At 44.0% G+C, this 20190-nt stretch carries 25 protein-coding genes; all 25 read left to right on the top strand.

Features of this window, described 5'->3' with window-relative positions; all coding sequences use genetic code 11:
• Nucleotides 1–2 precede the first annotated feature (2 nt).
• The 25 genes from PGW42_RS00640 to greA all read left to right on the top strand — a co-directional run bounded on the left by PGW42_RS00640 (nucleotide 3) and on the right by greA (nucleotide 20172).
• Entirely contained in the window at nucleotides 3–338 is a 336-nt protein-coding gene (locus PGW42_RS00640) for a DUF5945 family protein (RefSeq protein ID WP_330676950.1), read from the top strand.
• A gap of 141 nt (nucleotides 339–479) precedes the next feature.
• Nucleotides 480–863: an SMU1112c/YaeR family gloxylase I-like metalloprotein gene (gene gloA2, locus PGW42_RS00635; RefSeq protein WP_195479403.1), complete on the top strand. Its 384-nt coding sequence runs from the start codon at nucleotides 480–482 to the stop codon at nucleotides 861–863.
• Between the two features lie 2 nt (nucleotides 864–865).
• Entirely contained in the window at nucleotides 866–1681 is an 816-nt protein-coding gene (locus tag PGW42_RS00630) for a hypothetical protein (protein WP_270235091.1), read from the top strand.
• Nucleotides 1682–1705: 24 nt separating this feature from the next.
• Nucleotides 1706–2041 (top strand): DUF234 domain-containing protein, encoded by a 336-nt coding sequence (locus tag PGW42_RS16010; RefSeq protein ID WP_270203130.1) that lies wholly within the window; start codon nucleotides 1706–1708, stop codon nucleotides 2039–2041.
• On the top strand, nucleotides 1971–2210 hold the full coding sequence (locus PGW42_RS00620) for a hypothetical protein (protein ID WP_270203056.1): 240 nt from the start codon (nucleotides 1971–1973) through the stop codon (nucleotides 2208–2210). The genes PGW42_RS16010 and PGW42_RS00620 overlap by 71 nt, the downstream gene beginning before the upstream one ends.
• A gap of 297 nt (nucleotides 2211–2507) precedes the next feature.
• Nucleotides 2508–3170 (top strand): hypothetical protein, encoded by a 663-nt coding sequence (locus PGW42_RS00615; protein ID WP_270203057.1) that lies wholly within the window; start codon nucleotides 2508–2510, stop codon nucleotides 3168–3170.
• Nucleotides 3171–3199: 29 nt separating this feature from the next.
• A complete protein-coding gene (locus tag PGW42_RS00610; RefSeq protein ID WP_270203058.1) occupies nucleotides 3200–4120 on the top strand; it encodes a glycoside hydrolase family 25 protein in 921 nt (306 codons plus the stop codon).
• 96 nt (nucleotides 4121–4216) lie between these two features.
• Nucleotides 4217–5734, top strand: a complete 1518-nt coding sequence (locus tag PGW42_RS00605) for a Y-family DNA polymerase (RefSeq protein WP_270203059.1) — start codon at nucleotides 4217–4219, stop codon at nucleotides 5732–5734.
• Complete coding sequence (locus tag PGW42_RS00600; protein WP_117823929.1) at nucleotides 5731–6150, top strand: hypothetical protein; 420 nt, start codon at nucleotides 5731–5733, stop codon at nucleotides 6148–6150. The genes PGW42_RS00605 and PGW42_RS00600 overlap by 4 nt, the downstream gene beginning before the upstream one ends.
• Nucleotides 6151–6223: 73 nt before the next feature.
• Entirely contained in the window at nucleotides 6224–7270 is a 1047-nt protein-coding gene (gene hydE / locus PGW42_RS00595) for a [FeFe] hydrogenase H-cluster radical SAM maturase HydE (protein WP_334304007.1), read from the top strand.
• 666 nt (nucleotides 7271–7936) lie between these two features.
• Nucleotides 7937–9367 (top strand): DUF512 domain-containing protein, encoded by a 1431-nt coding sequence (locus PGW42_RS00590; protein ID WP_270203064.1) that lies wholly within the window; start codon nucleotides 7937–7939, stop codon nucleotides 9365–9367.
• Between the two features lies 1 nt (nucleotide 9368).
• The gene (locus tag PGW42_RS00585; protein WP_055158490.1) at nucleotides 9369–10043 is read left to right on the top strand and encodes a YoaK family protein; all 675 of its coding nucleotides are present in this window, start codon (nucleotides 9369–9371) and stop codon (nucleotides 10041–10043) included.
• Nucleotides 10034–10708, top strand: a complete 675-nt coding sequence (gene tsaA / locus PGW42_RS00580; RefSeq protein WP_270203065.1) for a tRNA (N6-threonylcarbamoyladenosine(37)-N6)-methyltransferase TrmO — start codon at nucleotides 10034–10036, stop codon at nucleotides 10706–10708. Before PGW42_RS00585 ends, tsaA begins: the two co-directional genes overlap by 10 nt.
• Nucleotides 10705–11640 (top strand): tRNA dihydrouridine synthase, encoded by a 936-nt coding sequence (locus tag PGW42_RS00575; protein ID WP_117834526.1) that lies wholly within the window; start codon nucleotides 10705–10707, stop codon nucleotides 11638–11640. Before tsaA ends, PGW42_RS00575 begins: the two co-directional genes overlap by 4 nt.
• A 313-nt stretch (nucleotides 11641–11953) precedes the next feature.
• A complete protein-coding gene (locus PGW42_RS00570) occupies nucleotides 11954–12475 on the top strand; it encodes a CarD family transcriptional regulator (RefSeq protein WP_118217770.1) in 522 nt (173 codons plus the stop codon).
• A gap of 42 nt (nucleotides 12476–12517) precedes the next feature.
• Nucleotides 12518–12649 carry a hypothetical protein gene (locus PGW42_RS00565; protein ID WP_270203066.1) on the top strand — a complete coding sequence of 44 codons (132 nt, stop codon included), beginning with the start codon at nucleotides 12518–12520 and terminating at the stop codon, nucleotides 12647–12649.
• 2 nt (nucleotides 12650–12651) lie between these two features.
• The gene (locus PGW42_RS00560) at nucleotides 12652–13380 is read left to right on the top strand and encodes an amino acid kinase family protein (RefSeq protein WP_008372369.1); all 729 of its coding nucleotides are present in this window, start codon (nucleotides 12652–12654) and stop codon (nucleotides 13378–13380) included.
• Nucleotides 13381–13391: 11 nt separating this feature from the next.
• The gene (locus PGW42_RS00555; protein WP_182438649.1) at nucleotides 13392–14312 is read left to right on the top strand and encodes a DMT family transporter; all 921 of its coding nucleotides are present in this window, start codon (nucleotides 13392–13394) and stop codon (nucleotides 14310–14312) included.
• Between the two features lie 167 nt (nucleotides 14313–14479).
• Entirely contained in the window at nucleotides 14480–15175 is a 696-nt protein-coding gene (gene pyrH, locus PGW42_RS00550; RefSeq protein WP_022220574.1) for a UMP kinase, read from the top strand.
• A 27-nt stretch (nucleotides 15176–15202) separates the two neighbouring features.
• Nucleotides 15203–15754, top strand: coding sequence for a ribosome recycling factor (frr, locus tag PGW42_RS00545; protein ID WP_008372365.1), 552 nt, complete (start codon nucleotides 15203–15205; stop codon nucleotides 15752–15754).
• Between the two features lie 90 nt (nucleotides 15755–15844).
• Nucleotides 15845–16564 carry an isoprenyl transferase gene (locus tag PGW42_RS00540; protein ID WP_055248260.1) on the top strand — a complete coding sequence of 240 codons (720 nt, stop codon included), beginning with the start codon at nucleotides 15845–15847 and terminating at the stop codon, nucleotides 16562–16564.
• Complete coding sequence (locus tag PGW42_RS00535) at nucleotides 16557–17354, top strand: phosphatidate cytidylyltransferase (RefSeq protein WP_270203068.1); 798 nt, start codon at nucleotides 16557–16559, stop codon at nucleotides 17352–17354. Before PGW42_RS00540 ends, PGW42_RS00535 begins: the two co-directional genes overlap by 8 nt.
• An 18-nt stretch (nucleotides 17355–17372) precedes the next feature.
• Entirely contained in the window at nucleotides 17373–18518 is a 1146-nt protein-coding gene (dxr, locus tag PGW42_RS00530; RefSeq protein ID WP_215685922.1) for a 1-deoxy-D-xylulose-5-phosphate reductoisomerase, read from the top strand.
• A gap of 3 nt (nucleotides 18519–18521) precedes the next feature.
• On the top strand, nucleotides 18522–19550 hold the full coding sequence (gene rseP / locus PGW42_RS00525) for an RIP metalloprotease RseP (RefSeq protein WP_270203069.1): 1029 nt from the start codon (nucleotides 18522–18524) through the stop codon (nucleotides 19548–19550).
• A gap of 118 nt (nucleotides 19551–19668) precedes the next feature.
• Nucleotides 19669–20172: a transcription elongation factor GreA gene (gene greA / locus PGW42_RS00520; RefSeq protein ID WP_118217815.1), complete on the top strand. Its 504-nt coding sequence runs from the start codon at nucleotides 19669–19671 to the stop codon at nucleotides 20170–20172.
• Nucleotides 20173–20190: the final 18 nt, after the last annotated feature.

Here is a 20190-nt window from a genome sequence, read left to right as displayed (position 1 = left end):
TAGTGTTATACTTAAACAACAATAAAAGGAAAGAGGTTATCACCATGCCCAGAACGAAAGGTAGAAAAAACCATCCTAAAACCAATATCACCAAAGACTATGCATCCCAGATCGTAGAGAAGAAGGAAGCTATTGCGTCTCTGAATACCGAGATCGCATCCATTCAGAAAGCGATTGAGGAGCAGAAGAACTCATTGAAAGAGAAGAAGTCTGCTCTGAAGAAGGCCGAAAAAGAAGTGGCAACGCTGGAAGCGAAGAAGGCAAAGGCAGAGGCTGTGCTGAAGAAGTTGCTGGCAAGTGGCATGAGCGCGGACGAGATTCTGGAAAAGCTGAAATAAACAAGAAAACCAATAACAAAAATAAATGCCGTGTGGACAAACTGAACTCCAGGAGTTTACACGGTATTTTTTGAAGGTTGCCGTATAGTTTATAACGAAAATAAAAGAAGAACAAAATTTAAAGAAATGGAGCGTGAGAAAATGAACTTATCAAAAATACACCACATTGCAATCATCGTATCTGATTACGAAGCTGCAAAGGATTTCTATGTGAACAAACTGGGATTCTCTGTTATCAGAGAGAACTACCGTCCAGAGCGTAAGGACTGGAAGCTGGATCTTCGTGTTAATGAATACACAGAGCTGGAGATTTTCGCTGAGGAAAACCCGCCGAAGCGTGTGAACCGCCCGGAAGCATGTGGGCTGCGTCACCTTGCTTTCTGTGTAGAGAGTGTGGAGCAGACGGTGAATGAGCTGGCGGAGGTAGGTATTGAATGTGAGCCGATTCGTGTTGACGATTATACCGGCAAGAAGATGACTTTCTTCCATGATCCGGATGGTCTGCCGCTGGAGCTGCACGAATAAGCATGGGAAAGAAAAGAGCGTATAAATCTCGGAAGTCAGGTGGAGGCCGAAAGAAGCTGAAGCCAGAGTACGATGCTGGGAAAAATCTGAAAGAGCAGATGGAAAGTGCTGTGGCACTTTATGATTCTGAGATGTCCTTGCAGGCCATCGGCGATGAACTGGGATTAAATCCAATCAAAGTAAGAAAGCTGCTCATCACGGCCGGTGTGTATGAATCTGAAGTGGCGGAGAAGGTGCAAGCTACCTTTCAAGAATACCGTGAAACACAAGACTACAAAACCTCCATACTCTCAACTGCAAACACTCTGAAACTTTCCAAAGCCTCCGTCACCTCGTACCTGCCATATCGGAAAGGTGTGTACTTCACAAGCACAGCAGAAAAAGGGAAGATCAGTGTCGGAGCAGAGCGGCAGCGAAGATACAGAGCAATGAAGCGTTGGAGGGATGAGCCAACAGAAGAAAACTTCTGGGGTGTGGTTCTGGCCTATACTGGAGTAAAATTTAAGACCTACTCCGGGTTGCCATTCTCTTACGAAATTAAAAAGGGCAGGAACGGCGAGTACACAAAAGAACTGTGGATCGACCGCCGGGAGAACAGTAAAAGCCTGGCATGGAGTTCAGTACTGCTGGCACTGAAGAATATTAAAGAAGAAGTAGTAGAGAGACCCAAAGCTCTGGGCGATATTCGAGGCGTGACCTACATATACGGAATGTTCTATCGGTTCGGGCTAATCGATGTGCCGGACGAAGTGAAGGAGAAGATGGGTCATCCGAAAAAACGCAAAAAACAGGTTGCTATGTACAGAAGTGTGCGGTAATATGTGCCATAACTGAGGATGTGAATCTCAGTTGGGAAGGATGGTAGCCTTCCTATTGAGCTGAGTGAAATCGGCCAGTGGTGGGGGACAGACCCGAAGAAGAAAAAGCAGATACAGATTGATATCGTCGGAACTCCTGTTGAGGGCAAAGACTATATCATCGGTTCATGCAAATACCGGAATGAGAAAATCGGTGTGGATGAACTCGATTTGATTCGGGATTATGCCTCAGTTTTTGGAAAGGGCAACAACTATCACTACTATATCTTCTCGAAAGGCGGATTCACAGATGGGCTTTTCTTATGCCTGCGAGGAGGTGGTTACGCAAATAGCATCCAGAATCCAGGGCATCACTGTTGAAATCGGCGGCGATACCACAAAGCTCTCCAAAGCACTGGAAAGTGTAAACAAGTCAATCAAGGGGACGCAGTCCGGACTGAAGGATGTCAACAAACTCCTGAAACTGGACCCTTCCAATGAGAAGCCTGAACGATATCCTTGCGGACTGCCGTTGGAGCTGCACGAATAATCATGAGAATTGTTCTCTCCAATCTATAGCAGATTCTCTGGACTTAAATCCAATCAAAATAAGAAAACTGCTCATCACGACAGGTGTGTACTTCCCAAGTACAGCAGCCAAATTATTCTGCTGTTCAAGCAAAGGTAAACGAACTTTTACATTAGTAACCTGATAGAAACAAAAGAGTGACAAACACATCAGAAAGCCTTACAATATAGGAAACACAGTTATCTTGGAACTATCAAAACAGTAATTTGGATTATAAATTACAATATAATTAAAGATTATGGAGAATAATAAACAGCTATGTCGATTAAAGAACGAGAAGAGTTTTTATTTCAAAAATTAAGAGAAAAAGATGCCAGTATTGTAGCCGATGGAGTGATCTGCGAGCAGGAATTTTTAAATGCCAGATATAAGATCGTATATATCTTAAAAGAAGTAAATGGCGGAAAAAGCTGGGACCTGCGGGATTTTGTTTATGAGGGTGGAAGATCACAGACATGGGATAATATTGCACGCTGGACGGAAGGAATTCTGTCCTGGGAAAAAGAATTTCCGTGGTCTGAGATGGAGATAGACAATGAACAGAGACGCTTGAGGGAGTTGAAGAAAATAGCAGCGGTCAATTTGAAGAAAACTTCTGGTGGACATACTTCAAATAATGGTGAAATTTACAGGGCAGCAGTTGATCATCATGACATTATCAAGGAGCAGATTGATTTGTATAAAGCAGACTTTATTATTTGCTGTGGCACGAAGTATGCTTTTATGGATGCATGTTATAAGGACAGAGAGGTTGACTGGAAAATGACTTCAAGGGGAATCTGGTATTTCAGAGATGGCAAATCTGTTGTCATCTCATTTTCGCATCCGGAAGCAAGAGTGAAAGATGCGTATTTGTTTTATGCACTGACGGATGCGGTGAAGGAGATTATGCGTTGTGAAGAGTTTGAAGAACAACTATAAGGAATATAAGAAAAAAGAAAAAGCCTTTTGTGGCGGTTTGGTGTGATAAAAGTGTCGGAAAATACAGCGAAGAAAATGGAGATCAGATGAGAACAGCAAAATGGATTATTTTCGGAATGCTAGTGGTGCTGCTTGCAGGATGTTCTGGAAAGAAAACAGCAGAAACTTCTGCGGATGCAAAAAATGCGGAAAGTACAGATGAGAAAAATACGCTTGATTTTGTAGATGCACACGGAGAGCGTTATACGGTGGAAATCAATGAAGCAGTTGCGAAGAATCCGTATGATAAAGCACTTTTTGTAAAAAATGAAAATAAGATCAGCTATGAGGATAAGAAATATACTTCAAGGCTGGGTGTAGATGTATCTGTTTTTCAGGGAGATATTGACTGGGAGCAGGTGAAAGCAGCAGGTTATGAGTTCGCAATTTTGCGGATTGGATATCGTGGCTATGGTGAAGAAGGTACGTTAAATGCAGACGAGAAGTTTGAACAGAATATGGAAAATGCCCGAAAAGCTGGAATAGATGTGGGCGTTTATTTTTTCTCGCAGGCGGTAAATGAAGAAGAGGCAAAGGAAGAGGCTGATTTTGTTCTGGAACATTTGAAAGGGCAGGAGCTTCAGATGCCGGTTGTGTATGATCCAGAGCATATTCTGGAAGACGAAGCACGGACGGATGGTGTAACGGGAGAACAATTTACCCAAAATGCGAAGGTATTTTGTAAAGAAATAGAAAAAGCCGGTTATGATGCCATGATTTACAGCAATATGCTGTGGGAAGCGTATGAACTGGATCTGGAAAAGCTGTTGGATTATCCGGTCTGGTATGCAGATTATGAAGAACTTCCGCAGACGCCGTATAGGTTCAGTATGTGGCAGTATTCCAGTACAGGAAGCGTGGCGGGGATTGAAGGAAATGTGGATCTGAATATCCAATTGCTTAAAAAATAAAAAATCTATAGTTGTAATCTTGTGGTCGGCGAAAAAATATAGTATAATCGGAAAGAGAACATATGTTCCCCTGAAAAGTGTTAGGAGGTGCGGCGAATGCCGGAGCAGACACGCAGTTATGTAGCAATTGATCTGAAATCTTTCTATGCTTCGGTGGAGTGCAAGGAACGGAATTTGGATCCGCTTACGACGAATCTGGTTGTAGCCGATCCGGAGAGGACAACGAAGACGATCTGTCTTGCTGTTTCTCCTGCGCTGAAAGCATATGGGATTCCGGGAAGGGCAAGACTTTTTGAGGTTGTCCGGAAGGTGAAGGAGATCAACGACGAGCGAAAGCGGAAAAATGGAGGACATGAATTTACCGGGCAATCCTGTGACACCGGGGGATTAAAGGCAGACCAGAGCTTTGCACTGGATTATATCACGGCGGTTCCGAGGATGGCACTCTATATGAAGTACAGCACCCGGATTTATGACATTTACCTGAAGTATGTTGCACCGGAAGACATACATGTCTATTCAATCGATGAGGTTTTTATGGATGTTACCGATTATCTGCATACTTACCGGCTGACACCGGAAGAACTTGCAGGAAAGATAATGCGGGAAATTTATGAGCAGACCGGGATTACGGCGACAGCTGGAATTGGTACGAATCTGTATCTGGCGAAGATTGCGATGGATATTATGGCAAAGCATAGCGAACCGGATGAGAATGGTTTCCGGTTTGCAAGTCTGGATGAGATGAGTTATCGCAGATCTTTGTGGAATCACAGACCGCTTACGGATTTTTGGCGTGTGGGAAGAGGCTATGCGAAAAAGCTGGAACAATGTGGATTGTATACCATGGGAGATATTGCCAGATGCTCGGTTGGAAAAGAGAATGAATTTTATAACGAAGAGCTTTTGTATAAAATGTTCGGTGTGAATGCAGAACTTCTGATCGATCATGCCTGGGGGTGGGAACCGTGTACGATTGTGGATGTAAAAGCGTATCAGCCGGAGCATAACAGTGTTGGCGCAGGCCAGGTACTACATTGTCCGTATGATGCCCAAAAGGCGAAAATTGTGGTTAAAGAGATGTTGGATCTTTTGACGCTTGATCTTGTAGAAAAGCATCTGGTTACGGATCAGATCGTGCTGACTGTCGGATATGATATCGAGAATCTGACAAGTGGAAAAGGTTATACAGGGGAGGTGACAGTGGACCGGTATGGAAGAAAGATTCCAAAGCATGCACATGGAACAGCGAATCTACGAGAGTATACAGCTTCTGCAAGAATGATAACCGATGCAGTGATGGAACTGTATGACCGGATTGTGAATCCGCATTTGATGGTGCGGCGGATTTCGATGGCAGCGAATCACGTATTGGATGAAAAGAAAGCGGCAGATAAGACAGAATTCCGGCAACTGGATCTGTTTACTGATTTTACCGGAGGTAATGAAAAGAAGCAGCAGGATGAGAAGCTTGAACGGGAGAAGAAGATGCAGGAGGCAGTGCTTTCGATTAAGAAGAAGTATGGGAAGAATGCAATTCTGAAGGGACTTAATTTTCAGGAAGGAGCCACTACCAAAGAGCGGAATGAGCAGATCGGAGGGCATAGGGCATGACAGGATACGAGGATATCATTCATTTACCGCATCATGTATCGGTCAGACATCCGCAGATGTCAAGGCAGGACAGAGCGGCGCAGTTTGCCCCGTTTGCAGCGCTGACCGGACATAAAGATGCAATCAGGGAGACCGAAAGACTGACCGAGCGGAAACGCAGACTCAGTGAGGATTGCAGACAGATACTGGATCTGTATTTACGGGAAGTATGCCAGAGTCAGAAGCCACGGGAAGTGGATTTTGAATATTTTGTACCGGATCAGAAAAAGGAAGGTGGCTCTTACCAGAAGAAGTCCGGTTGTATCCGGAGGATTGACACTTATCTGAATGAAATCGTACTGCAGAGCGGGGACCGGATTCCGCTTGATGAAATCGTAGACATTGATGGAGTGATTGCCGCGGCTGACGAAGTGTGATAGAATAAATTTTATAATTTCATGGACAAATGCCCATAAATTCAGAAAAGATACAGAAAACCAGGCAGGGAGAATGGAAAGAATGAAACCAGTTTACGAAAGATTCATCGAAAATCCGGATTTTACAAAATCAGAATTTGTCGAATTGATAAAATGTGCAGAAGATCCGGAGGCAGTCCGGAGACTGAAAGAGGAAGCAGTCCGTATCCGGGAGATTTATTACGGGAAAAAGGTATTTACCAGAGGGCTGATCGAATATACCAATTATTGTAAGAATGACTGCTATTACTGCGGAATCCGTAAGAGTAATACGAATGCAAAGCGCTACCGTCTGACAGAGGATGAGATCATGGCATGCTGTGAGAATGGGTATGAGCTTGGATTCCGGACATTTGTGCTACAGGGCGGAGAAGATGCTTATTATACGGATGACCGGATGGTGGCGATTATTAAAAAAATCAAGGAGGCATATCCGGAATGTGCACTGACTTTGTCTATCGGAGAGAAGTCTTATGAGAGTTACAAGAGATTTCGGGAAGCCGGAGCGGATCGTTACCTGCTTCGTCATGAGACGGCGAATGAAGAGCATTACCGGAAGCTACATCCGGAGAAAATGAGTCTCGCAGTCCGGAAAAACTGTCTGTATGATCTGAAGAAGCTTGGTTATCAGGTGGGGGCTGGCATGATGGTTGGTTCGCCTTATCAGACGACAGAAGATCTGGCAGAAGACCTGGTATTTTTGAAAGAATTGCAGCCGGAGATGGTGGGAATCGGACCGTTTATCCCACACCACGATACGCAGTTTGCAAAAGAACCGGCAGGAAGTGTGGAGATGACACTGTTTTTGCTCGCTGTGATCCGAATCCTGCTGCCGAAGGTACTTCTTCCGGCAACGACAGCACTTGGGACGATGGATCCGTTTGGAAGAGAGAAAGGGCTGCAGGCAGGAGCCAATGTCGTGATGCCGAACCTTTCTCCGGTGAAGAACCGGAAGCAGTATGAGCTTTATGACAACAAGATCTGTACCGGTGAAGAGGCAGCAGAATGTCGCGGATGTATGGGGAGACGAGTAGCAAGTGTTGGATATGAGTTGGTAACAGAGCGTGGGGATGCAGTGTAGAATCGAACGGATTTTCTGTAAAAAATCACTAAAATCCTGTTTCTGATTTTAAACAGATATTACAAAGAAGAAAATTTATTTTGAAAAATTAAAAGGAATTCGGAGAAAGAAAACATTTTTCGATACATTTCGGTGGATTTCGCCAGCTGTCAAACCGGTATTTTCAGTAGCAAAAGAATCTCCCTTTTTACCACTAGGAAAGTACACCGCAGATATGCTACTATATAGAAGTCGACAATACTTATACGCGTAAGAACAGGAGGAACTTGATTTAGCCGTTTCTAATAAAAGACCGCAAGCCTTTCTTGTAACATGCGGTATCAGAAATAGAATATTTTATTTTGAAGCATATGGAAATTGTATATAGATAACCATATATACAAACCGGACACCGGGGAATGGAACCGTAAAAGGTTTCGTTCCCCGGTGTTTTGCTGGAGAATGGAAGGTATCGTTTGAATTTATGGGTGAATTTTTGTTTCAGGCTTCTGTTTCAGGCTTCTGAATTTTATCCCTACCGAAATTTTCAGTTTTATGGTATGATGAAAAAGTATGTAATCATTGCAGAAAAAGTCGTTTATGATAAAAATATGAGGATTACATGAAAGAGGAAGCTAGCCTGGAAAAGGTTTTGTTTCCGATTCCGAATTTGGGGAGGAATATAATTTGAGTAAGAAAAATGAGTATCAGGGACATCTGATCCGTGAGGTTTACCCGGATTCAATTGCCGAGGCGATGGAGATCGAGCCGGGAGATGTCCTTCTACGAATAAACAACCAGAAAATAGAGGACGTTTTTGATTATCGTTACATGATCAAGGATGAGTATGTAGAAGTGCTGATCCGCAAGCCGGACGGGGAAGAATGGCTTCTGGAGATCGAGAAAGAATATGACGATGACCTTGGCGTAGAATTTGAAAATGGTCTGATGAGCGACTACCGTTCCTGCAGCAACAAGTGTATTTTCTGTTTTATCGACCAGATGCCGCCGGGAATGCGTGAGACCTTGTATTTTAAAGATGATGATTCCCGTCTGTCTTTCCTGCAGGGCAATTATATTACCCTGACGAATATGAAGCAGAAAGATGTGGACCGTATTATCGAGATGCAGCTTGCGCCGATCAATATTTCTGTGCAGACAACGAACCCGGAACTGCGCTGCAAGATGCTCCACAATCGTTTCGCCGGAGAAAAGCTGAAATTCCTGGATGATCTGTATGCCGGACATGTGGAGATGAATGGGCAGATCGTACTGTGCAAGGGAGTTAATGATAAGGATGAGCTGAAGCGTTCTATCGAAGATCTGATGAAGTATCTGCCGTTTATGCGGAGTGTGTCAGTGGTTCCGGCAGGACTTTCCAAATACAGGGAGGGACTTTATCCACTGGAGCTTTTTGATAAAGAAGAAGCGGAAGAGATCATTGATTTGATCGAGAGCTATCAGAAGAAGGCGTATGACGAGTTTGGACTTCATTTTATCCATGCAAGTGACGAGTGGTATATCCTTGCAGAGCGGGATTTCCCAGAGGAAGGACGTTATGACGGATATATCCAGCTGGAAAATGGTGTTGGCATGATGCGGCTTCTACGGGATGAATTTTACCATGCCTTTGAAGAGCTTCAGGAAAGTGAAGAATATCCAAAGTTAAAAGAAGGGATCGCACGGACATTTACCATTGCGACTGCAAAGCTTGCGTATCCGACAATTCAGGAATTTGCAGACAGGATCACGGAAGCATTTCCAAAAGTAAAGATCACGGTTGTCTGCATCCGTAATGATTTCTTTGGTGAGACGATCACCGTATCCGGTCTGATTACCGGACAGGATCTGGTGGCACAGTTAAAAGAGAGAAAAGAAGCAGGAGAGGACCTGGGAGATACTCTGCAGATTCCGATCAATATGCTGCGAAGCGGAGAAGAGGTCTTTCTGGATGATCTGACGGTGCAGGACGTGGAAGCGGCACTTGGCATGACGGTGAAGGCAGTGGAGTCCGGTGGTAAGGATTTTCTTGACGCGGCACTGAATTTGGATTATCATACAGAACGAAACAATGAAAATTTTGTATACATCAAAGCATACGACAGAGAGGATGAGTAACTTGAAATTTTCAAAACAGATGTCAGAATCAATTAAACTTGGTGTGATCCTTGCGATTGCCGGTGGATTTATGGATGCCTATTCCTATATGTGCAGAGGAAAAGTATTTGCCAATGCACAAACCGGAAATATTCTGCTTCTTGGAATCAATATTTCAGAGAGAAACTGGCATATGGCACTCCACTATCTGGTTCCGGTGCTGGCATTTGCCATTGGAATCGCCCTTGCGGATCTGGTGAAAATACGGACGAAAAATCTGACACTTCTGCACTGGAGACAGATTTCGGTATTCTGTGAGGCAGTGATCCTGCTGAGTGTCAGCTTTATCCCACAGGATTTTAATCTGGTGGCGAATGCACTCACGTCCCTTGCGTGTGGGATTCAGGTGGAAAGCTTCCGCAAAATCCATGGAAACGGAATTGCAACCACCATGTGCATCGGAAACTTACGAAGTGCGACCCAGCATATGTGCAGTTATGCGAACACGAAGGATAAAGAGTATATCAAGAAAGGACTTTTGTACTATGGAATCATCTTCTTCTTTGTGATCGGCGCAGTTATCGGAAATGCCTGTGTGGAAATGTTTGCTGAAAAGGCACTTCTGATCGCTTCTGCAATTCTGGCAGTTGCTTTTGTGATGATGTTTGTTGATGGAGAAAAAGAACAATGCAAATAAAGCAGATCGCGTATATAAGATCTGATTTTGTGGAGAAATTCGGGATTCCGCGACAGAGTAATCTTGCGGATACCCGGGCAGAAATCCATTTTCTGCCGGAATATCAGAATGCGGATGCACTGCGGGAAATCGAGGCGTATGATTATCTGTGGCTGATCTGGGAATTTTCGGAATCTATCCGGGATACCTGGAGCCCGACGGTACGTCCACCGCGGCTTGGTGGTAACAGACGGGTGGGAGTTTTTGCCACCCGTTCTCCATTTCGCCCGAATCCGATCGGACTTTCTTCCGTAAAGCTTATTGGGGTAGAATTCCGGGAAAAAGAAGGTCCGGTGCTGATCGTGGAAGGTGCGGATCTTCTGGATATGACGCCGATCTACGATATCAAGCCCTACCTTCCATACGTGGATAGCCACCCGGAGGCAAAAGGCGGTTTCGCGGAAGAAAAGAAAGATTATAAATTGGATGTGAATTTCCCGGAAATGTATTTGGAACAGATTCCGGCTGAAAAAAGAGCAGCACTGATTCAGATCCTGGAGCAGGATCCGAGACCTTCTTATCAAAAGGATCCAGTCCGGATTTACGGCATGGCTTACGCGGGAATGGAAATTCATTTCCGGGTAGACAAAGAAACACTTTATGTGACGGAGGTAGAAAGGTTATGAAAATCTATCTGGCGCCAATGGAGGGCATTACAGGTGAGGTATACCGCAGGGCGTATCACACCTTTTTTGAACCAATGGATAAATATTTTACACCATTTTTAAATCCAAACCCGAAAGGCAAATTCAGCAGACAGGAATGGAATGAGATCCTTCCGGAAAATAATGAGGGCATGTATACCGTTCCGCAGATCCTGACCAACCGCGCCGAGGATTTCATCCGTCTGGCCCGGCAGTTGAAAGAATTCGGATATGAAGAAGTCAATCTGAATCTCGGCTGCCCCTCCAAAACAGTCGTCAACCGGAAAAGGGGATCCGGTTTTTTGTTTTATCCCGATGAACTGAATCATTTCCTTGCCGAAGTTTTCGATCAACTCGATATGAAAATCTCTATCAAAACAAGAAGCGGTAAATATGATCAGGAAGAGTTCGAAGAGCTTCTGGATATCTATAACCAATATCCTCTGGAAGAACTGATCCTTCATCCAAGAGTCCAGCAGGATTACTACAAAAACAAACCCGACTGGACCACTTTTGCCTACGCCTGCCGGAACAGCAAAAATCCTCTGGTCTATAATGGAGACATTTTTTGTGCGGAAGACTACAAAATTTTCCAGGAGAAATTTCCCGAAGCAGAATGCATCATGCTCGGAAGAGGAATTCTGATGAACCCATTTCTTCCGGCAGTTATAAAAGGGAAATCTACATTTGACACCAAGAAGATTGCTACATTCTGCGATCATCTTCTTGATGCCTATATCGAAAAATCTCCAGAAGAAAAAAACGCAGTAGTCAAAATGAAAGAACTCTGGTGGTATCTTGGAAAAAACTTTAAAAACAGCGAAGAATATCTGACGCAAATCCGCAAAAGCCAGACCATCCGGGAATACCGGATGGCGGTTGAATGTTTATTGAAAGAGTGCCCATATGAATAAAGCGTATCTTCAAGAAACACCTTCCACCTGGAACAACGGTCAAGCGCCCCTCCCCCGGTTTTATCAATTTCTCGTACTGTGGAAAAAGAGTAAATTTTAGTCGAGTGTCTAAGTCCCAAAAAGAATGGGGCAGGACTCTTTTTGGGACGCATCTTGCGACAAAATCCCCCTATTTTCTAGTAAAATTGCATAAAACCACAGGCGTTAGCTTTGACTAAGATTCACAAAAATCTGAAAAACATTAGAATTTAAACTAATTTTCTGATAAAATAAAGAAGTAGAGATTCGGCAAGTTTAAGAAAGAAGGAAGAAAATGTACGAAGTAGGAGATTTGATTGTTTATGGCCGGACAGGAATTTGTGAAGTGACTGAAATTACGACGCTGAAAATGGACGGAGTGCCGAAGGACAAACTGTATTATATTCTGCGACCGGTACGTGAAAAGCATGGAAAAGTATTTACACCGGTAGACAATGAGAAGATTGTCATGAGAAAAGTCATTTCCAAAGAAGAAGCAGAAGAATTGATCCGTGAGATTCCACAGATCGAAGGACTCTGGATCGGAAGCGAGAAGCAGAGAGAGGAAAAGTACAAGGAATGCATGAAAAGCTGCAAATGTGCAGAATGGGTGCGGATCATCAAGACCCTTTATCAGCGGAAGATGTCCCGCCTGAAGCAGGGAAAGAAGATCACGGCGACTGACGAACGTTATCTGAGGATGGCAGAAGGCAACCTGTATTCGGAGCTATCCATAGCACTTGGGATTCCGGAGAGCGGAATGGAAGCCTATATCACGAATCAAATGAATGAGACAGAGGAACCGGTACTTTGCTGATGCAAGGAACCGGTTCTTCCGGGTATAATGGATGTGAAAAAAATGGTGGTAGCAGCGAAAAAGGGTGATTTTACAGAACATTTGCCACTTTCTGTTTTTTGTGAAAAATGGGTTCTTCAAATAGAGATCATTCTATGCTATACTGTTTTAGATAAAACAAAAAATGAGGTGTAATCATGGATAAAGAATTAGAACTTGTGGAGCATAAAGCTTCAATCCTGATAGATGCATTACCATATATCAGAGACTTTAATCAGAAGACAGTAGTTATCGAGTACGGATGTGCCGAGTGGCTCAGCGGAGTGGAAGAGCAGAGACTGATGCAGGATATCGTTCTTTTAAAGAGCGTTGGTATGCGTCCGATTGTGGTACATGCTACCCGTATGGGACTGGACAAATTCCGTGAAAATAAGCGGATTGCCAAGCTCCTTGAACTCTGTGGAGTTAAGGCAATCGGTATCTGCGGTGTGGATACAGAGACGATTGGTCTGATGCTGGACAATGATTATATTCCGGTCATCGTGCCAAATGATATCGACAACGAAAGCGAATATATTGATCCAAGAGAGACTGCACTTGAGATTGCAGAGAAGATGCAGGCGGACAAGCTGGTTTATCTGTCAAAATATCCTGGAATCTACAAAGACGAAGAGAGAAAAGATATTTATTATAAGATTACCGTCCCGGAAGTAGAAAAACTGCGCAAAGAACGTAATTTCCCGAAAGAATTTGACGAGATCATCGGCTATGGTCTTCAGGCATCAAAAAATGGTGTCAACCGTGTACATATTCTGGACGGAAGAATCCGTCACGTTCTTCTAATCGAATTCTTCAGTGTAAACGGAGCCGGAACGATCTTCATTGAAACAGAAGCAAAATTATATCTTCACGAACTTGGCAAATAGGAGACGGCTCGATGAAGAAAATGACAGGAAAGAATACACTGATGCTCTTTTTGACCGCATTTATCTGGGGAACAGCTTTTGTAGCACAGAGCGTGGGGATGGATTATATCGGGCCATTTACATTTACCTGTGTACGCTCTTTGATTGGTGGGATTTTTCTGATTCCATGTATCTGTTTCCTGGACAAATGGCGTGCGAAAAATGACGGAGCAGAAAGACAGAAAAAAACAGATAGGAAAGAAGAAAAAAAGAATGTCATCCTGGGTGGAATCTGTTGTGGACTGGCACTTTGTGTGGCAAGTAACCTGCAGCAGATCGGAATACAGTACACAACGGTAGGAAAAGCCGGATTTATTACAGCACTTTATATCGTGCTTGTGCCGATCTTTGGAATTTTTCTGAAAAAGAAAGCCGGAGTGAGAATCTGGATAAGCGTGGCAATTTCTGTCGCAGGCTTGTATTTGCTGTGTATTACCGATAAGCTGGTACTTGCAAAAGGAGACATTCTGGTACTGCTATGTGCGGTTGTATTTACCATCCACATTCTGGTGATCGATTATTTTTCACCAAAAGCAGACGGTGTGCGGATCGCCTGCACCCAGTTCTTTATAACCGGAGTTTTGTCGGCAATTCCAATGTTTTTATTTGAAACACCACGGCTGTCAGATATTTTCGCAGCAGCAGTACCGGTACTTTATGCCGGAGTTCTCTCAAGTGGTGTAGCCTATACCCTCCAGATCGTGGCACAAAAAGATGCCGATCCAACCGTGGCATCCCTGATCCTCAGTCTGGAGTCCGTATTCTCTGTCCTCGGAGGCTGGGTGATATTAGGTCAGAAACTAAGTATCCGAGAAATAGCAGGATGCATTCTGATGTTCAGTGCCATCATCCTCGCCCAGTTGCCAGGAAAGCCAGAAAATAAAGAAGCATAGTTCCAATCATTTGCACATTCTGCGTCAATTCCTCCAATTCTACAAAATTTTGCGCTACCCACCCTCAATGTAATAAACTTAGAACTTCCATTTTAAACCCAGGTATGCTATACTAAATCCAGGTATGCGAAAGTATCTTAAAAACCAAGAGACAGGAGCAAAGACAGATGAAAAGAGTTCTTTTAAAATTAAGCGGAGAAGCACTTGCAGGAGACAAAAAGACAGGTTTTGATGAAGCAACATGCATTGGCGTTGCAAAGCAGGTAAAGCAGATCGTAGATCAGGGAATCCAGGTTGCAATCGTAACCGGAGGCGGTAATTTCTGGAGAGGAAGAACCAGTGAGACGATCGACCGTACCAAAGCTGACCAGATCGGAATGCTTGCAACGGTGATGAACTGCATCTATGTATCCGATATTTTCAGACATGTAGGCATGAAGACAGAGGTTTTCACTCCATTTGTCTGTGGAGCATTCACTTCCCTGTTTTCAAAAGATGCAGCAGTGGAAGCACTGAACGAAGGAAAAGTAATCTTTTTCGCAGGTGGCACAGGACATCCGTATTTTTCAACAGATACAGGAGCTGTTCTCCGTGCAATTGAGATTGAAGCAGATGCAATGCTTCTTGCAAAAGCAATTGACGGAATCTATGACAGCGATCCGAAGGTGAATCCGGAAGCGAAGAAGTATGATGAGATTTCTATTCAGGAGATCATCGATAAGAAGCTTATGGCAGTAGATCTGACCGCATCGATCATGTGCCTTGAGAATAAGATGCCGATGCTGGTATTCGGACTGAACGAAGAGAACAGTATCGTAGAGACAATGAGCGGTAATTTCAACGGAACAAAGGTGACTGTATAAGCAGCACCCATTAAGGGAGGATAACATATGAACGAAAAATTAAAAATATACGATGAAAAGATGCAGAAAACCATTCATGCACTGGATACAGAGCTTGCTTCTATCCGTGCAGGACGTGCAAACCCGAATATTCTGAACAAATTAACGGTAGAATATTATGGAACACCGACACCAATCCAGCAGGTAGCGAACATTTCTGTTCCGGAAGCACGTATGATTCAGATTCAGCCATGGGAAAAGAAGATCATCAAAGATATTGAGAAAGCAATCCTGATGTCTGATATCGGAATCAATCCAACAAACGATGGTACTGTTATCCGTCTGGTATTCCCGGAACTGACAGAGGAACGAAGAAAAGAACTGGTGAAAGATGTTAAGAAAAAAGGAGAAGCATCCAAGGTTGCAGTCCGTAACATCCGCCGTGATGGAAATGATGCATTCAAGAAGCTGAAAGGCACAGACGTTTCAGAGGATGAAATTCAGGATCTTGAAGATCAGATTCAGAAGCTGACTGACAAATACATCAAGGAAGTTGATGCAGCAGTCGATGCAAAGTCAAAAGAAGTTATGACAGTATAAGAAGGAAAGATAAGGGGCGGCGAGATGTTTGGCGCCTCTTTTCCTTTTTTATATCAGCAAATTTAGTATCAATCAAGAGAGGGTTAAAAGATGAATGTACCGCAGCATATAGCCATTATCCTTGACGGTAACGGACGATGGGCGAAAGCAAAGGGAATGCCGAGAAACTACGGGCATGCGCAGGGCAGCAAGAATGTGGAAAAGATCTGTGAGGCTGCTTATAAGATGGGTGTCAAATATCTGACGGTCTATGCGTTTTCCACAGAGAACTGGAGTCGACCGAAGAGTGAAGTGGATGCACTGATGAAGCTTCTTCGTAACTATATGAAAACCTGTCTGAAGACGGCGGAAAAGAACCGGATGCGTGTCCGTGTGATCGGAGATAAGACAGGTCTGGATGAAGATATCCGTACCAGAATTAAGGAACTGGAAGAGGCATCAAAAAATAATGATGGACTGAATTTCCAGATTGCGATCAATTATGGAAGCAGAGATGAGATGATCCGTGCCATGCGAAAAATGACAAAAGACTGTGCAGATGGCAGATTTGCACCGGAAGAGATTACAGAAGAACTGTTTGAAGGATATCTGGATACACATGGGATTCCGGATCCGGATCTTCTGATCCGTACCAGCGGAGAACTCAGGCTTTCCAATTATTTGTTATGGCAGCTTGCTTATACAGAATTTTATTTTACAGATGTTCCGTGGCCGGATTTTTCAAAAGAAGAATTAGAAAAAGCAATTGAGCAATATAATAGCAGAGACAGAAGATACGGCGGAATCAAGGAGGACGAAGAAAATGTTTAAGACAAGATTACTCAGCGGAATTGTACTGGTTATCATTGCATTTGCAACGATCTTCCTTGGTGGGAATGTATTGTTTGCAACACTTCTGATCATCAGTCTGATCGGAGTTTCCGAGCTTTACAAGGTTGTAAAGATTGAGAAAGCACCACTCGGAATCGTAGGCTATATAGGTGTAGTTGCTTATTATTTTTTGATCCGTGCACAGAAAAAAGAAGATCTGATGATGTTTGCAATCATTTTGCTGATCCTTGTAATGGCAGTTTATGTATTTGCCTTTCCGAAATATGTGTCTGAACAGGTAATGACTGCGTACTTTGGCGTATTTTATGTGGCGATTATGTTATCCTATATTTATCAGACACGTCTGTTGAAAGACGGACTTTTCCTCGTGGGACTTGTATTTTTATGTTCCTGGGGATGTGATACCTGTGCGTACTGTGTGGGTGTACTGATCGGAAAGCATAAGATGGCACCGAAGCTCAGCCCGAAGAAATCCATAGAGGGCGGAATCGGTGGACTTGCAGGCGCAGCACTTCTCGGCGCGCTTTACGCTCTTGCAATCAATAAATGGGGTGGTGCTTCGGCAGGAGTCGGCGAATATGCGCTGATCTGTTTTGTTGGTGGAATCATTTCCATGATCGGGGATCTTGCAGCATCTGCGATCAAGAGAAATCATGAGATCAAGGATTACGGAAAACTGATTCCGGGACACGGTGGAATCCTGGACCGTTTCGACAGTGTGATCTTCACGGCTCCGGTGATTTATTATCTGGCAGTTGCACTGATGTAATCTGACAGGAGGTTTCAAATGAAAAAAATAGCAATATTAGGTTCAACAGGTTCGATCGGAACCCAGACACTTGAGGTGATCCGTGAGAACAAAGATATCGAAGTGACAGGGCTTGCGGCAGGGACAAATGTGGATCTTCTGGAAAAACAGATCCGGGAATTCCAGCCAAAACTTGTGGCAATGTGGACAGAAGAGAAGGCAAAGGAACTGAAAAGCCGGATCCGGGATCTGGATGTAAAGGTTGTTTCCGGAATGGATGGACTTCTGGAGATTGCCACGATGGAGGAAAGTGAGATCCTTGTAACGGCGATCGTGGGTATGATCGGCATCCGTCCGACAATTGCAGCGATCAAAGCCGGAAAGGATATTGCCCTCGCAAATAAAGAGACACTGGTTACGGCAGGGCATATCATTATGCCGCTTGCAAAGGAATGTGGTGTGAAGATCCTTCCGGTGGACAGTGAACACAGTGCCATTTTCCAGTCTCTGCAGGGAAGCCATGGAAAGAATGAATTGAAGAAGATCCTGCTTACGGCATCCGGTGGCCCGTTCCGTGGAAAGAAGCAGGAGGATCTTCTGAATATCCGTGTGGAAGATGCTTTGAAGCATCCGAACTGGGCGATGGGACGTAAGATTACGATCGATTCTTCGACCATGGTCAATAAAGGACTGGAAGTGATGGAAGCCAGATGGCTTTTTAATGTGGATATTGATGATGTGCAGGTGGTTGTACAGCCGCAGAGTGTGATCCATTCTATGGTAGAGTATGTGGATGGAGCAGTGATCGCACAGCTTGGTACTCCGGATATGAAGCTGCCGATCCAGTATGCACTTTATTATCCGGAAAGAAGATTTCTTCCGGGAGAACGTGTGGATTTCTGGAGTATCGGACACCTTGATTTTGAAAAGCCGGATATGGATACCTTCTACGGGCTTGCACTTGCTTACGAGGCAGGGCGATGCGGTGGAACACTTCCAACGGTATTTAACGCAGCAAATGAATTTGCAGTCAGCCAGTTCCTGAACCGGGAAATTAAATATCTGGAAATTACAGAGATTATCGAAGACTGCATGAAAGCACATAAGACAATTGCGAATCCGACTGTGGAACAGATTCTGGACACAGAGCAGGAAACGTATGACAGAATCAGAAGCAGGAGGTAGCAAATGGGAATCGTACTGGCGATTTTACTTTTTGGATTCATCGTTTTTTTCCATGAACTGGGACATTTTCTTCTGGCGAGGATTAATGGAATCAATGTGTATGAATTCTGGATCGGAATGGGACCGACACTGGCACACAAAAAGATCGGAAATACAGACTACTGTCTGAAAATACTGCCGATCGGCGGTGCGTGTGTGATGGGGGAAGATGAGAAAGAGGATCTGTCAGAGGGAAGCTTCAACAGCAAATCGCCGTGGCGCAGGATCTCGGTCATTGCCGCAGGTCCGGTATTTAACTTTGTTCTTGCCTTTATTGGTGCATTCATTATTATCTGCTTTGTCGGTGTAGACAAACCGGTCATAGGAACGGTAAATGCAGGAACGCCTGCAGCTGAGGCAGGGCTTCAGGCAGGGGATGAGATTGTAAAGATCAATGATAAGAACATCCATATTTTCAAGGATATTTCTACTTACAATCAGTTTCATCAGGGACAGACGATGAAGATTGTATACAAAAGAAATGGCGAAAAAAATACGGTTTCCGTTACCCCGGAGAAGAATGACAGTGGATATTATCTGATTGGAATTACGAGCAGCAATTATGTTAAGACCAATGTATTTGAGACTGCCGCATACAGTGCGTATAATGTTAAATACTGGATCAATCTGACGATTGACAGTTTGAAACAGCTTGTGACAGGACGGATCGGAGTGGATCAGTTATCTGGACCGGTGGGCGTTGTGAGCGCGGTGGATACCACGTATAAGGAAAGCAAATCTGGTGGAACACTGTTGATTTTCCTGAATCTTCTGCAGATGACGATCTTGCTTTCAGCGAACCTTGGAGTGATGAATTTACTTCCGCTTCCGGCACTGGATGGAGGCCGTCTGGTATTTCTGATCGTGGAAGTGATCCGCGGAAAGCGGGTACCTCCGGAAAAAGAAGGGTATGTACATCTGGCAGGAATGGCACTTCTTCTTTGCCTGATGGTATTTGTGATGTATAATGATATCCGGAGAATCTTCTTTTAGGGATATTGGAAAATTTTACGAAGCACTTCGATTGGCTACAATTGAGGTGCTTTGTGTTAGGTGCATCAGTGGATGCATATTTTGATGGAAATTATTTTACAGAAAGAAGGATGGAAAGATGCGTGAGCAGCTTACAGAAAGTGATGTAAAGAAAATTGAAGAGGAAATCGAGCACCGCAAGCATGTGATCCGTAAGGAAGCCATTGAAGCGGTCAAGGAAGCGCGTGCGCAAGGAGACTTAAGTGAGAACTTTGAATACCATGCAGCAAAAAAATATAAGAACCAGAATGAAAGCCGGATCCGGTATCTGGAAAGAATGCTGAAAAATGCGGAGATTGTATCCGATACTTCCGAAGAAGGTGTTGCCGGAATCAATAACCGTGTGACCGTATATTTTCCGGAGGATGACGAGGAAGAAACCTATAAGCTGGTTACTTCGATTCGTGGGAATTCAATTCATAATTATATCAGTACCGAATCTCCGATCGGAAAGGCAATCTTCGGGCATAAAGCAGGAGAGACTGTGAAGGTGAAGGTTAGCGATGATTATTCGTATGAGCTTGTGATACGGAAGATTGAAGATACGACGGATGATGAGGAGGATAAGATCCGGGCGTTTTAGTTTGAAGGTGGGAGCAGA

Origin of the sequence: Coprococcus sp. TM115-187, from assembly GCF_027679115.1 — a bacterium.
In the GTDB taxonomy this organism is placed as follows: domain Bacteria; phylum Bacillota; class Clostridia; order Lachnospirales; family Lachnospiraceae; genus Allocoprococcus; species Allocoprococcus comes.
The sequence above is the reverse complement of the archived record's forward strand: the minus strand, read 5'-3'. Positions and strand labels throughout refer to the sequence as shown.